The organism is Streptomyces sp. bgisy159, assembly GCF_965341775.1.
Classification (GTDB): Bacteria; Actinomycetota; Actinomycetes; order Streptomycetales; family Streptomycetaceae; genus Streptomyces.
Genome location: NZ_CBDQZH010000028.1, coordinates 21,956 through 35,542 on the forward strand (window position 1 = coordinate 21,956; position 13,587 = coordinate 35,542).

Annotated in this window: 11 protein-coding genes; 6 read left to right on the forward strand and 5 right to left on the reverse strand. The window is 70.7% G+C overall.

From position 1 onward, the window contains the following. Positions 1 to 879 (forward strand): nucleosidase, encoded by an 879-nt coding sequence (locus ACSLTV_RS24330; protein ID WP_435612882.1) that lies wholly within the window; start codon positions 1 to 3, stop codon positions 877 to 879. 385 nt (positions 880 to 1,264) lie between these two features. Beyond that, a complete protein-coding gene (locus ACSLTV_RS24335; RefSeq protein ID WP_435612883.1) occupies positions 1,265 to 1,972 on the forward strand; it encodes a helix-turn-helix domain-containing protein in 708 nt (235 codons plus the stop codon). Here the strand turns inward: ACSLTV_RS24335 and ACSLTV_RS24340 are convergent. Further along, positions 1,969 to 2,994 (reverse strand): ATP-dependent 6-phosphofructokinase, encoded by a 1,026-nt coding sequence (locus ACSLTV_RS24340; protein WP_432134166.1) that lies wholly within the window; start codon positions 2,992 to 2,994, stop codon positions 1,969 to 1,971. The genes ACSLTV_RS24335 and ACSLTV_RS24340 overlap by 4 nt on opposite strands. A 279-nt stretch (positions 2,995 to 3,273) precedes the next feature. Here ACSLTV_RS24340 and pta point away from each other — a divergent pair, with 279 nt between their 5' ends. The 3 genes from pta to pyk all read left to right on the forward strand — a co-directional run bounded on the left by pta (position 3,274) and on the right by pyk (position 8,166). Beyond that, entirely contained in the window at positions 3,274 to 5,436 is a 2,163-nt protein-coding gene (gene pta / locus ACSLTV_RS24345; RefSeq protein ID WP_432158714.1) for a phosphate acetyltransferase, read from the forward strand. Next, complete coding sequence (locus ACSLTV_RS24350; protein WP_435612884.1) at positions 5,433 to 6,647, forward strand: acetate kinase; 1,215 nt, start codon at positions 5,433 to 5,435, stop codon at positions 6,645 to 6,647. Before pta ends, ACSLTV_RS24350 begins: the two co-directional genes overlap by 4 nt. An 88-nt stretch (positions 6,648 to 6,735) precedes the next feature. Further along, on the forward strand, positions 6,736 to 8,166 hold the full coding sequence (pyk, locus tag ACSLTV_RS24355; RefSeq protein ID WP_432134163.1) for a pyruvate kinase: 1,431 nt from the start codon (positions 6,736 to 6,738) through the stop codon (positions 8,164 to 8,166). Between the two features lie 97 nt (positions 8,167 to 8,263). Here pyk and ACSLTV_RS24360 read toward each other — a convergent pair whose 3' ends face one another. From ACSLTV_RS24360 to ACSLTV_RS24375, 4 genes are all read right to left on the reverse strand, one after another. Beyond that, positions 8,264 to 9,592, reverse strand: a complete 1,329-nt coding sequence (locus ACSLTV_RS24360) for a hypothetical protein (RefSeq protein ID WP_435612885.1) — start codon at positions 9,590 to 9,592, stop codon at positions 8,264 to 8,266. Positions 9,593 to 9,686: 94 nt separating this feature from the next. Continuing rightward, complete coding sequence (locus ACSLTV_RS24365; RefSeq protein ID WP_432134161.1) at positions 9,687 to 10,298, reverse strand: DUF6114 domain-containing protein; 612 nt, start codon at positions 10,296 to 10,298, stop codon at positions 9,687 to 9,689. Positions 10,299 to 10,437: 139 nt separating this feature from the next. Beyond that, complete coding sequence (locus ACSLTV_RS24370) at positions 10,438 to 11,097, reverse strand: DUF6230 family protein (protein WP_432134160.1); 660 nt, start codon at positions 11,095 to 11,097, stop codon at positions 10,438 to 10,440. A gap of 664 nt (positions 11,098 to 11,761) precedes the next feature. Next, positions 11,762 to 12,736: a tetratricopeptide repeat protein gene (locus tag ACSLTV_RS24375; RefSeq protein ID WP_432155814.1), complete on the reverse strand. Its 975-nt coding sequence runs from the start codon at positions 12,734 to 12,736 to the stop codon at positions 11,762 to 11,764. Between the two features lie 222 nt (positions 12,737 to 12,958). Here ACSLTV_RS24375 and ACSLTV_RS24380 point away from each other — a divergent pair, with 222 nt between their 5' ends. Beyond that, entirely contained in the window at positions 12,959 to 13,585 is a 627-nt protein-coding gene (locus tag ACSLTV_RS24380; RefSeq protein WP_432134158.1) for a TetR/AcrR family transcriptional regulator, read from the forward strand. The last annotated feature ends 2 nt before the right edge of the window (positions 13,586 to 13,587 follow it).

A 13,587-nucleotide genomic window follows, 5' to 3' on the forward strand; every position in this document is an offset into this window, starting at 1 on the left:
GTGCCAGAGACAAAGCCCACCGTCGTGGTCCTCACCGCACTCGCACTCGAATACGCGGCCGTACGCGCGCACATCACCGACCGCGAGGAGAGAATCCTCCCCGGCCGCATCCCGGTCGAGATGGGCCGCCTGGCCGACAGCCCCTGGCGGGTGGCCCTCGCCGAGCTGGGCGAAGGCGCCCTGAACGCGGCGTCGTTGACGACGCAGATCCTCACCGGCCTGGACGCGGAGGCGGTGCTGTTCGTCGGCATCGCGGGCAGCCTGAAGAAGGACATCGGCATCGGGGACGTCGTCCTGGGAACCAAGGTCTACGGCATACACGGCGGCAAGTGGGCGAACGGCCGCTTCCTCTCCCGGCCGGAGGCCTGGCACGCGTCGCTCCCTCTCGTCCAGGCGGCCCGTTCGGCGGTACGGGACATGGAGGACGTACGCCCGCACTTCAAGCCGATCGCCGCCGGGGACGTGGTCCTGGCAGATGCACGGGCCGAGATCGCCGCCCACCTCCGCGAGCACTACAACGACGCCGCCGCGATCGAGATGGAAGGCTCGGGCGCGGCCCACGCGGCGCATGTGAACGGGCAGTTGGACGCGCTGGTGGTCCGGGGCATCAGCGACCGCGCCGACGCACGCAAGAGCAGGGGCGACGCGGCCGGCCACCAGGAACGGGCGGCCGAACAGGCGGCGGAGGTGGCGATGGCGGTGCTGCGCAAGCACCGGCCGCGCGACCGAGCCTCAGCCTCCAGCAGTGGCACCGGCACCGAGGAGGGCCCCCAACCCCCTGTATACGGCGGCGACCACATCCACTTCGAGGGCGGCACCTTCCACGGACCGGTCATCGGAAAGATCGCCGATCGACAGCCGTCCGGTCAGTGGCCGTAAGGAGCCGATCCACGGCCCGGTCCCGGTCGCGACCGCCACACTCCCGCCCCGCCCTCCCGGCTTCACCGGCCGCTCGGCAGAACTGGATCGCCTGCTCCCCCGCCTCGCGCCCACGTCGGACGAGAGCACCCCGCTGCCCATCTCCGCCGTCACCGGCATGGGCGGCATCGGCAAGACGGCACTCGCGGTGGAGGCGGCGCACCGGGCGCGGGCACCGGTTTTCCGCCCACCGTGCACCTGCACCGGGACCCGTGTGCGGCCGAGCGCACCTCCGGGCGCCGGGAAAGGGACGATCGGCCACCCGCCCCCGTACGTTCCTACAATGCGTGATTGTGTCCGAACCGACCGTGTTCACACCGGCGGCCCGGGCCTAGCTTGGTGCCCCGTGCGCCGACCCTCACCTCATGCCCAGCAGCCCGGCCCCCCGTTCAACGCCCCCGCCGCCCGCCGGCTGAGGGCGGCACTCGGCATGGGGCCCGAGCACGTCGCCCACGCGCTGTGCGTCTCGTACGGGCTGCCGTACGTCACGCCGGACCACGTGATCGCCTGGGAGCGCGGGACGCTCACGCCGAGCAGCCCGGAGCTGACCGCGCTCGCGGGCGTGCTGTGGTGTTCCCCGGGGGAGCTGATCGGGCGGCCCCGCACCCTGCGCGAGCACCGCATCGCCCGCGGCCTGGCCCCGGAGGACGTGGCCCGGGCGGTGGGCATGGACCTGCCCGGCTACCTGCGGATGGAGGAGACGGGCAAGTGGCGCGGCAACGACCGGCAGGGCGCCGGGCTCGCCGAGGCGCTGCGGCTGTCGCCGGCGGAGCTGGTCACGGTCACCGGGCGCGAGGCCCGGCTGGTGGAGTTGCTGCACAGCGCGGTGAGCACGCGCTGGCAGGCCTACGTGCGGCCGGTGGGGAAGGTCGTGTCGCTGGACCGGCGGGTCCTGGAGGGCACGCTGCGGCGGCTGCACGAGGACTACCAGGGCCGTATGGCGGCCACGCTGAGCTGGGGCGGCGGGGGCGGCGAGTCCGGCGAGGCGGGGCGTGAGTACCTCGCCGGGATCGTCGACACCTTCTGGGCCGCGGTGGAGGACCAGCGCGGTTAGAAGACCGACTCCGTCTCGTCCATCCGGTCCTTCGGGACCGTCTTCAGCTCGGTGACGGCCTCGGCCAGCGGCACCATCACGATGTCGGTGCCGCGCAGCGCGGTCATCCGGCCGAAGTCGCCCCGGTGGGCGGCCTCCACCGCGTGCCAGCCGAAGCGGGTGGCCAGGACGCGGTCGTACGCGGTGGGTACGCCGCCGCGCTGGACGTGGCCGAGGATGACCGGGCGGGCCTCCTTGCCGAGCCGCTTCTCCAGTTCGTACGCGAGCGCGGTGCCGATGCCGCGGAAGCGCTCGTGGCCGTACTGGTCGATCTCGCCCTTGCCGTAGTCCATGGTGCCGTCGGCGGGGTGGGCGCCCTCGGCGACGCAGATGACGGCGAACTTCTTGCCGCGCGAGAAGCGCTCCTCGACCATCTTCACCAGGTCGGCCGGGTCGAAGGCGCGCTCGGGAAGGCAGATGCCGTGGGCACCGGCGGCCATGCCGGACTCCAGGGCGATCCAGCCGGCGTGCCGGCCCATGACCTCGACGACCATCACGCGCTGGTGGGACTCGGCCGTCGTCTTCAGGCGGTCCATCGCCTCGGTGGCGACGCCGACGGCCGTGTCGAAGCCGAATGTGCGGTCGGTGGAGGAGATGTCGTTGTCGATGGTCTTCGGGACGCCGACCACGGGCAGGCCCGCGTCGCTGAGCATCCGCGCCGCCGTCAGCGTGCCCTCGCCGCCGATCGGGATCAGCGCGTCGATGCCGAAGTCGCGGGCGATGTCGGGGGCGTTCTCGCAGGCCTCGCGCAGCCGGTCGCGCTCCAGGCGGGAGGAGCCGAGGATGGTGCCGCCGCGGGCCAGGATGCCGCTGACGGACTCCAGGTCGAGGCTGCGGTAGCGGCTGTCCAGCAGCCCGGCGTAGCCGTCGACGAAGCCGATCACCTCGTCGCCGTAGTGGGTGACCGCTCGGTGCACGACCGACCGGATCACTGCGTTCAGGCCGGGGCAGTCGCCGCCTGCGGTGAGAACTCCGATACGCATCGTGCTGTGTCTCCTGCTCGCTTCTGATCCGGTGAGCCAGTGCCGATTGTTTCATGCTCCCCCGGCGGCCGCCGAACCCCCGGAGCCGGTCTCCCGGCCCCTTTCCACGGGACCTTGGTCCCGGCCGGACGGGCCTGATCTGACGGGCACCTAGTCCACCCCGAAGGGTATTGTCAAGAGGGTTCCGCTCACTCCGGTGGGCGATTTTTGTACAGAGAACGCCCCTCGAAGAACGCCCTCCCACAGAACGCCCCTCACGAGCGAGAACGGAGATCACGCGTGACGCGCAGCGTGTACGTGACCGGCATCGACCGCGGCGACGGCCGGCAGGTCGTCGAGCTGGGGGTCATGGAGCTGCTGACCCGGCAGGTCGACCGGGTGGGCGTCTTCCGCCCCCTGGTCCACGACGGCCCCGACCGTCTGTTCGACCTGCTGCGGGCCCGCTACCGGCTGACCCAGGACCCGGCGACGGTCTACGGCATGGACTACCAAGAGGCGTCCGCGCTCCAGGCCGAACAGGGCACCGACGAGCTGGTGGCCACCCTGGTGGACCGCTTCCACCTGGTCGCGCGGGACTACGACGTCGTCCTCGTCCTCGGCACCGACTTCGCCGACACCCAGCTCCCGGACGAGCTGGCGATGAATGCGCGCCTCGCCAACGAGTTCGGCGCGTCGGTGATCCCGGTGGTCGGCGGGCGCAAGCAGACCGCCGAGGCGGTGCGCGCCGAGACCCGCAACGCCTTCCGGGCGTACGACGGACTGGGCTGCGACGTGCTGGCGATGGTCGTCAACCGGGTGGCCCGCGCCGACCGCGAGGTGATAGCCGAGCGGCTCGCCGACCGCCTCCCCGTGCCCTGCTACGTGCTGCCCGACGAGCCCGCGCTGTCCGCTCCGACGGTCGCCCAGATCAGCCACTCCCTCGGGGCGAAGGTGCTGCTCGGCGACGACTCGGGGCTCGCCCGGGACGCGCTGGACTTCGTCTTCGGCGGTGCCATGCTGCCGACCTTCATCAAGGCCCTGACCCCCGGCTGCATGGTCGTCACCCCCGGCGACCGCGCGGATCTGCTGGTGGGCGCGCTGGCCGCGCACAGCGCGGGGACCCCGCCGATCGCCGGTGTGCTGCTCACCCTGGACGAGCGGCCCGGCGACGAGATCCTCACCCTCGCCGCCCGCCTCGCCCCCGGGACCCCGGTGATCTCGGTGCCCGGCTACAGCTTCCCGACCGCCGAACAGCTCTTCGCGATGGAGGGCAAGCTGAACGCGGCCACGCCGCGCAAGGCGGAGACGGCGCTCGGCCTGTTCGAGCGGCACGTCGACACCGCCGACCTGCTGGGACGGGTGTCCGCGCCGAGCAGCGACCGGGTCACGCCGATGATGTTCGAGCACAAGCTGCTGGAGCAGGCCCGCTCCGACCTGCGGAGGGTGGTGCTGCCGGAGGGCACCGAGGAGCGGGTGCTGCACGCGGCGGAGGTGCTGCTGCGGCGCGGGGTGTGCGAGCTGACCCTGCTGGGCCCCGTCGACCAGATCCGCAAGAAGGCCGCCGACCTCGGCATCGACCTCGGCGACTCGCACCTGATCGACCCGGCGACCAGCGAGCTGCGCGACGCCTTCGCGGAGAAGTACGCCAAGCTGCGCGCCCACAAGGGCGTCACCGTGGAGCTGGCCTACGACGTGGTCTCCGACGTCAACTACTTCGGCACCTTGATGGTCCAGGAGGGCCTCGCCGACGGCATGGTCTCCGGCTCGGTGCACTCCACCGCCGCGACGATCCGCCCGGCGTTCGAGATCATCAAGACCCGGCCGGGCGGCGGCGGCCCCGGGGACGCCTCGATCGTGTCCTCGGTGTTCTTCATGTGCCTGGCCGACAAGGTCCTGGTCTACGGCGACTGCGCGGTGAACCCCGACCCGAACGCCGAGCAGCTCGCCGACATCGCCATCCAGTCGGCGGCGACCGCCGCGCGGTTCGGTGTGGAGCCGAGGATCGCGATGCTGTCGTACTCGACGGGTACTTCCGGGACCGGCGCCGACGTGGACAAGGTGCGCCAGGCGACCGAGCTGGTGCGGGAGCGCCGGCCCGACCTGAGGATCGAGGGGCCGATCCAGTACGACGCGGCCGTGGAGCCGACGGTCGCCGCTACCAAGCTGCCGGGGTCGGAGGTCGCCGGGCAGGCGACCGTGCTGATCTTCCCGGACCTCAACACCGGCAACAACACCTACAAGGCCGTGCAGCGCTCGGCCGGCGCCATCGCGGTCGGGCCGGTACTGCAGGGTCTGCGCAAGCCGGTCAACGACCTGTCCCGGGGCGCCCTCGTCCAGGACATCGTCAACACCGTCGCCATCACGGCGATCCAGGCGCAGTCCTCGGACTCCGCCGGCTCTGTCGATTCCGCGGAGCCGTCCCCCGCCCTGACCACCCCGAGCGAGAAGGCAACCGCCCAGTGAGCAGCGCCACCCGAGTCCTCGTCCTGAACTCCGGCTCCTCGTCGGTGAAGTACCAGCTGCTCGACATGCGCGACGAGGCCCGGCTGGCGGCCGGACTCGTCGAACGCATCGGCGAGCAGACGTCCCGGCTGAAGCACTCCCCGCTCGCCCGCGGCGGCGAGAGCCGGGAGTGGAGCGGCCCGATCGCCGACCATGACGCCGCGCTGAAGGCCGTGGCCACCGAGCTGGCCAAGGACGGGCTGGGGCTCGACTCGCCGGAACTGGTGGCGATCGGGCACCGGGTGGTGCACGGCGGCAAGCACTTCACCGCGCCGACCGTCATCGACGAGAGAGTGCTCGCCGAGATCGAGCGGCTGATCCCGGTCGCCCCGCTGCACAACCCGGCGAACCTGACGGGCATCCGCACCGCCCGGCACCTGCGTCCGGACCTGCCGCAGGTCGCCGTGTTCGACACCGCGTTCCACACCACGATGCCGGAGGCGGCGGCGCGCTACGCGATCGACGTGCGGACCGCCGACGAGCACCGGGTGCGCCGCTACGGCTTCCACGGCACCTCACACGCGTACGTCTCCCGGGCGACGGCGAAGCTGCTCGGCAAGGCGCCCGAAGAGGTGAACGTCATCGTGCTGCACCTGGGCAACGGGGCGTCCGCGTCGGCCGTCGAGCGAGGCCGCTGCGTCGACACCTCGATGGGGCTGACACCCTTGGAAGGGCTGGTGATGGGTACGCGCTCGGGTGATGTGGATCCCGCGGTCATCTTCCATTTGGCACGTGTTGGCGGAATGTCCATCGACGAAATCGACACTCTTCTCAACAAGAAGAGCGGGCTGATCGGCCTGTGCGGCGACAACGACATGCGCGAGATCCGGCGCCGGATCGACGAGGGCGACCAAGAGGCGAAGCTCGCCTTCGACATCTACATTCACCGTTTGAAGAAGTACATAGGCGCCTATTACGCCGTGCTCGGCACCGTGGACGCGGTGGCGTTCACCGCCGGCGTCGGCGAGAACGCGGCACCGGTACGGGCGGCGGCCGTCGCGGGCCTGGGGGCCCTGGGCCTCGCGGTGGACGACGAGCTGAACGCGGTGCTCGGCGACGAGCCGCGGCTGATCTCACCGGCGCACGCGCCGGTCGCGGTCGCGGTGGTGCCGACGGACGAGGAACTGGAGATCGCGACACAGACCTACGCACTGGTCGGGAAAGGCAACTGAGAGGAAAGCAACTGAGCGCGAACCCTCTCACTTGTACCTTCCGCCAGACGGAATATTCCGTAGCGAAACAAACCGATAGGATCGATCCATGCGCCGTTCGAAAATCGTCTGTACTCTCGGCCCCGCGGTCGACTCCCATGAGCAGCTCGTCGCACTGATCGAGGCGGGCATGAACGTGGCCCGCTTCAACTTCAGCCACGGCTCGCACGCAGAGCACCAGGGCCGGTACGACCGGGTCCGTGCCGCCGCCAAGGAGACCGGCCGGGCCGTCGGTGTCCTCGCCGACCTCCAGGGCCCGAAGATCCGACTGGAGACCTTCGCCGAGGGCCCGGTCGAGCTGGTGCGCGGTGACGAGTTCACCATCACCACCGAGGACGTGCCGGGTGACAGGACGATCTGCGGCACCACCTACAAGGGGCTGCCCGGTGACGTCACCAAGGGCGACCAGGTCCTCATCAACGACGGCAACGTCGAACTGAAGGTCACCGAGGTCGAGGGCCCCCGGGTGCGGACGATCGTCATCGAGGGCGGTGTCATCTCCGACCACAAGGGCATCAACCTGCCCGGCGCGGCCGTCAACGTGCCCGCGCTGTCCGAGAAGGACGTCGAGGACCTGCGGTTCGCCCTCCGGATGGGCTGCGACATGGTCGCCCTGTCCTTCGTCCGGGACGCCAAGGACGTCGACGACGTGCACCGCGTCATGGACGAGGAGGGCCGCCGGGTCCCCGTCATCGCCAAGGTGGAGAAGCCGCAGGCGGTGGAGAACATGGAGGACGTCGTGATGGCGTTCGACGGTGTGATGGTCGCGCGCGGCGACCTCGCCGTCGAGTACCCGCTCGAGAAGGTCCCCATGGTGCAGAAGCGCCTCATCGAGCTGTGCCGCCGCAACGCCAAGCCGGTGATCGTCGCGACCCAGATGATGGAGTCGATGATCACCAACTCGCGCCCGACCCGCGCCGAGGCCTCCGACGTGGCCAACGCGATCCTGGACGGTGCCGACGCGGTCATGCTCTCCGCCGAGTCCTCGGTCGGCGCCTACCCGATCGAGACCGTGAAGACCATGTCGAAGATCGTCACCGCGGCCGAGCAGGAGCTGCTCTCCAAGGGCCTGCAGCCGCTGGTCCCCGGCAAGAAGCCGCGCACCCAGGGCGGTTCGGTCGCCCGCGCGGCCTGCGAGATCGCCGACTTCCTCGGCGGCAAGGGCCTCATCGCCTTCACCAAGTCCGGTGACACGGCCCGCCGTCTGTGCCGCTACCGCGCGGTCCAGCCGATCATCGCCTTCACCACGGACGAGTCCACCCGCAACCAGCTCACCCTCAGCTGGGGCGTGGAGTCCCACGTCGTGCCGTTCATCAGCAGCACCGACGAGATGGTGGACCTGGTCGACCAGGAGGTCACCAAGCTGGGACGCTTCGGCGCCGGCGACACGGTCATCATCACCGCCGGCTCACCCCCCGGCGTCCCCGGCACGACCAACATGGTCCGCGTCCACCACCTGGGCGGCGGCGCGCGAGACTGACGCCGGTCTCCCCCCACTACACCGAGGGCGCCCCCTGCTCCATTTGGCAGGGGGCGCCCTCGGCGCGGGTGCGGCTTCCGGACTGGCCTGGGGGGTGTCAGTCGGTGGTGTACTGCCGCATTCCGGGGATGGTCAGGGTGCCGCCGAACTGGGCGGCCTGGGTGACCTTCACGTTGGTGAAGTAGATCCAGGGCAGGTCCAGCGGGGGCGGGTTGTCCGGGGTGAAGGTGACCGGGATCAGGCCGAGCAGGTTGCCGGAGATGCTCTCGGTGTACATCACCGTGTCACCGCCGCGGATGGTGGACGTGGTGCCCTTGCCCGCCTGCACGTGGTAGGTCTTGCCGACCGTCTTGTCCTTGACGATCTGGTGCAGGTCACCGATGTCGGTGCCCTTGGAGATGACGTACTTCAGCACCTTCTTCTTGGTGCCGCTGCGGGTCTGCACCTCGACTATGCCCTGGTAGTCGGCGCCGTTGAGCGTCAGCGAACTGGCCTGGAGGTACCACGGCTCGTCGGCCACGGCGATCTTGTTGTCGACGCCGCCGCCGTCCTCCGCGGCGATCGGGCAGTTCGCCGGGTCCACGGTGGAGGAGGCGCTGGGGGCCGGCGAGTCGGCGGCCGTCCCGGCCGCGTCCTTGGCGGCCTCGGTGACCTTCTTTTCCGTCTCGGCGGCGGTGCCGGTCGCCTTCTCGGCCGTGCCCCCGACGGTCTTCTTCACCGTCTCGGTGACCTTGCCGGTCGTCCCGCTCCCGGTGCCGGACCCGCTGCCGGAGGTGTCCTTGTCCGCGTCGTCGGACGTGCCGGACGAGTCCGAGGAGCCGGACGTCTGGGTAGCGGAAGGCGACGGGCTCGCCGTCGGCTCGGAACCGGAGTCACCCGTCCCGCTGCCGCCGGTGAAGATGTCGGTGATGGCGCCGCCGATGACCTCCAGCAGGTTCTCGCTGGTCGGTGACTCCGACGGGGTCGGAGCGGCGTCGGACGTCGCCGACTGCTCCGTCTTGGTGCCCGAGGCGGTCGAGGACGGCGAGGGGCTCGGCTCGGACTTGGCGTCCCCGTCGTCGGAACCTGAATCCGACGAAGAGGACGAACCAGAGGAAGAGGAAGAGGAAGAGGAAGAACCGGACTTGCCGTCCGAGGACGAGGAGTCCTGCGAACTCTCGGAGCCCTGCGTGTCCTCGGAATCACCCCCGGACGTCTTGTCGCCGCCGCTCGCGTCCTTCGACGCGGACGGCGAGGGAGCCTCCGGCTCCGTGACCTCGCCGGCCTCCAGGGCCTTCATGCAGGCCTCGTACTCCTGGGCCGTCATGTGGTCCGCGGAGCTGGCCGCCGGGTTGTTGTCGGCGACCGCGAAGGAGCCGGTGAAGCCCATGCCCATGAGGACGGCGGTGGGCATCGCCGCCATGGCTATCGCCCGGCCGCCGGGCATGTGGAACCTGGTGAACAGCGGCTTCCGGGGTGCCGCGTGGCGCGGTCCGGATCTCTCACGGGATGATTCCGCGTCAGTCCCGTGGGTGACCTCGTCAGTCGGCACTGTGCCTCCCGTTCGCCCCGTTGGCCGGGGTCGTTCCTGACAGATCCTTGGTCTCGTCCGGCTCGTCGGCGGGCAGCGGGGTTCCGGCCTCGGGCAGCGGGATGCCCGCGTCGGGCCCCGCGTCAGCCGGGGCGCCCCCGTCGACGGGGGCGTCTCCGTCGTCCACCGCGCCGCCCTTCGCCACGGCCCCGCCCCCCTTGGCCGGCGCCCAGGCGACCGCCATGGCGCCGCCGAACATCGCGAACAGGAAGCCGACGAGGAAGCCGCCGAAGTTGGAGACGGGGATCGACACCAGCGCCAGCAGAATCGCCGCGACACCCGCGAAGGTCCGCACGTGCTGCTGGAACCAGAGACTGAAGCCCAGCACCACCAGCAGTACGCCGATGATCAGCGATCCGGCTCCGGCCGTGGTGGACATCGCGACCGTCAACTGGCCGAAGTGGAGTTTCGCGTACGGGAAGTACATGATCGGTACGCCGCCGATCATGACGTACAGACCCGCCCAGAACGGACGGCCACCCCGCCAGGCGCGGAAGTTCCGCCGAAGGACCCGGAGGTAGTGCTCATCGCGGCCAGGCACGGCAGGAGTCTCGGCGCTCATGGAAAACAGCTCCCTGGTACGGCTGTGGTGAGGGTGGTACTGCGATGGAGATACAGGGGGATGCTGAGCCGCGGGTGGTGCGGTGACGGGCGGGGTGCGGCCGGGAGCCCCGGCCGCACCCCGGCCCGTCAGTGAGCGCCTAGTAGCACTCGACACCCTTGCCGCTGCCCCAGCTCAGACCCATGTGGAGGTTGGCGAGCTTGAAGGTGCCGGCCGTGGTGGCCCACGCCGTCTGCTTCACGCCGGTCAGCGTCACCTCGTCGGCCTGCTGAGCGAACCCGTACGGGCTCGACGTGTGCTTCTCGTACTCACCGGCCTTCGGCTTCGGGCCCTTGGTGGCACTGCCGGCCGCGACGCCGATGTCGATCTGCTTGAACACGGCGTTCTCGGCGTCGAGGTTGGCGACGTCGATGTAGAGCTGCTCCGCGGCGACGGGCGTGCCCTTGTCACCCGCGGTCAGCTTCAGCGTGACCGACTTGTTCAGGAACGGGATCGGCGTGACGACGGACTGGCACATGTTGGTGATGCTGGCGTCGTTGAACGCCGAGACCGCCACCGGGTGGGCCTGGTTCTCACTGCCGTCGAGGCTCTTGCCGGTGTCGAGGGAGCCGTACTGGGTGAAGCCGTGGCCGACGAGCTCGCCCGCCGACACCTTGAACTCCTGCCCCGACACACTGAACGACGCGGCAAGAGCGCCCTGCGCGAGGGCGACACCTATCGCGGCCGTCGCGGCGACGCTGGGCACCATGACCACAGCGAACCGCTTCCATCTGGTCCCGCCACGCACCTGGGACTCCATATTTCCTCCTTCTCGGACGTACATCTCCTGCTCCGGGTCGCCGCCGTGAACGGCGGTTCGGCCGGGCAGAGATGGGAGAAGTGCTACGTCCTCGGGAAGGGGAGCGCCCGCGCTCGGCGGCACGGATACCGTGCCCGAATCACCGGCGATCACCCCCGAGCGACAACCACTGGTCGCGCCTGACACGCATCACGCACAACCTTGCCGGACAGGCTTCACGGTGGGTGGGACACCCGTTGCGAAGACCCCCCTGTCCAAGGGCCGGCGTCACTGCCGCCGACCCTGCTCGGTGGGGACCCAGGAAGTCCCGTGACCCGATTGGCTGTCGGGGTACGGGAAGGGACCGAGCGTGGCCGATCGTGGTGCATTCTCGGCCCGGGCACAAGGGGGTTCGTTACTCGCTAGTAACGGCCGGATAACCGGATCACGACCCGCAGGCCTCCTCCGGCGACGCTCGGTGGCGCCAAGTGGCCGGACAAAACTATTGATCGTTGGACAGAACCAGACAGAACAAGAGGCCTGACTTACTGCTAGTAACAGCCTGCGCGATTACCAAGATTTGGTAAAGCGCGGTCGCGCCGGGGCCCCGTCGACAGAACCTTCACCCAGGCACCACGCACCGGCCGCCCGACGGCCGGTGGTGACGAGGCCCCCGCGCCGGCGGTCAGAACAGCGCGCGCGCCAGGGCCCGGCGGGCCGCGGCCACCCGCGGATCGTCCGCGCCCACGACCTCGAACAGCTCCAGCAGGCGCAGCCGTACGGCGTCCCGGTCGCTGCCCGCGGTCCGCGCGACCGTGTCGGTCAGCCGCCCGAAGGCGTCCTCGACGTGGCCGCCCACCAGGTCCAGGTCGGCGGCGGCGATCTGCGCGGCGGGGTCGGCCGGCCGGTCCGCGGCGTCCTTGCGCACCTGCTGCGGGTCCGCGCCCTGCACCCGCTGGAGCAACTCCGCCTGCGCGAGGCCCAGCTTGGCCTCGGTGTTGCCCGGGTCGTCGGCGAGGACGTTCTTGTAGGCCTGGACCGCGCCGCCCAGATCACCGGCGTCCAGCGCCCGTACGGCCGCCTCCAGGAGCGCGTCGTACGGGCCCTCCGGCTCGGCGGCGGCAGCGGGCGCACCGCCCGGCTCCGCCTCGGGATCGACGGTCAGACCGGTCAGCCCGAAGCGCTGCTCGGCGACCTGCACCAACTGGTCGAGGGTCTGCCGGATCTCCGCCTCGCCGGCGGCCCCCTGGAAGAGCGGCAGCGCCTGCCCGGCGACGACGGCGAACACCGCCGGGATCCCCTGGATCCCGAACTGCTGCATCAGCATCTGGTTGGCGTCGACATCGATCTTGGCGAGCAGGAAGCGCCCGTTGTACTCGACGGCCAGCCGCTCCAGCACCGGGCTCAGCTGCTTGCAGGGCTGGCACCACTCGGCCCAGAAGTCGATGACGACGGGCACCTCGGCGGAGCGCTGCAGTACATCGCGCTCGAAGCCGGCCTCGTCGACGTCGATGACGAGGTCGGCGGGCGAGACGCCCCCTCCCCCGCCCTTCCGGGCCGCTTCGGCGCGCGCCTGCTCCGCCTTCGCCTTGGCCTCCTGGGCCGCCTTCACCGCGGCGAGGTCGACGACTCCGCTCATGGACATGTTCCGTGGCTGCATGCGTCTATCCTCCCCCGTCCGCGCGTGTGAATGAAAAGCGAGCGGTACGGCGGGCGCCGGGTCCCCACCCCGCGTCGAACAGCCGTACGGCCACAAGCCCGTGCACGTCCAGCACGAGCTTTCGCTACGAGTCGTAGCGTAATACCAAGGGTAGCCCTCCCGAACCCCCGAACCGGTGATCTCCCTCACGACCGGCCGAAAACGGCCGGTTATCGTCAGGGCATGCAGAGCCGCAGCCCCGCCGGGCGCCCCGGCCGCCCGCGCAACGCCGCCGCGGACGCGGCCATCCTCGCCGCCACCCGTCAGGCACTGGTCGAGCTGGGCTGGTCCAAGCTCACCCTGGGCGACGTGGCGACGCGCGCCGGGGTCGCGAAGACGACGCTGTACCGCCGCTGGGCGGGCAAGAACGAACTCGTCGTCGACGCCGTCGCCGAACTCTTCGACGAACTGTGCCTGCCCGACCGGGGCAGCCTGGCCGAGGACATCGAGGGCGTGGTGCTGCAGTTCGCGGCGATCCTGGCCCGGCCGGAGGCGAAGAGCGGACTGATGGCCGTGGTGGCGGAGTCCACCCGGGACGCGGCCCTGCGCGAGCGCATCCGCGAGTCGATCGTCGAACGGCAGAAACGGCTGGTGGCGGAGGGCCGCGCCCGGGCCCAGCGACGCGGCGAGCTGCCTCCCGAGACGGATCCCGCGGAGGCAGCCCGCACGGCCGACCTGATCTTCGACGTGGTCGCCGGCGCGGTGGTCCACCGCACCCTGGTGAGCGCGGAACCGGCCGACGAGGAGTGGGTACGCAGCTTCACCAGGGTGCTACTCCTGGGGTTGCAGGGGGCGGCGCCGGACGCCTAGAC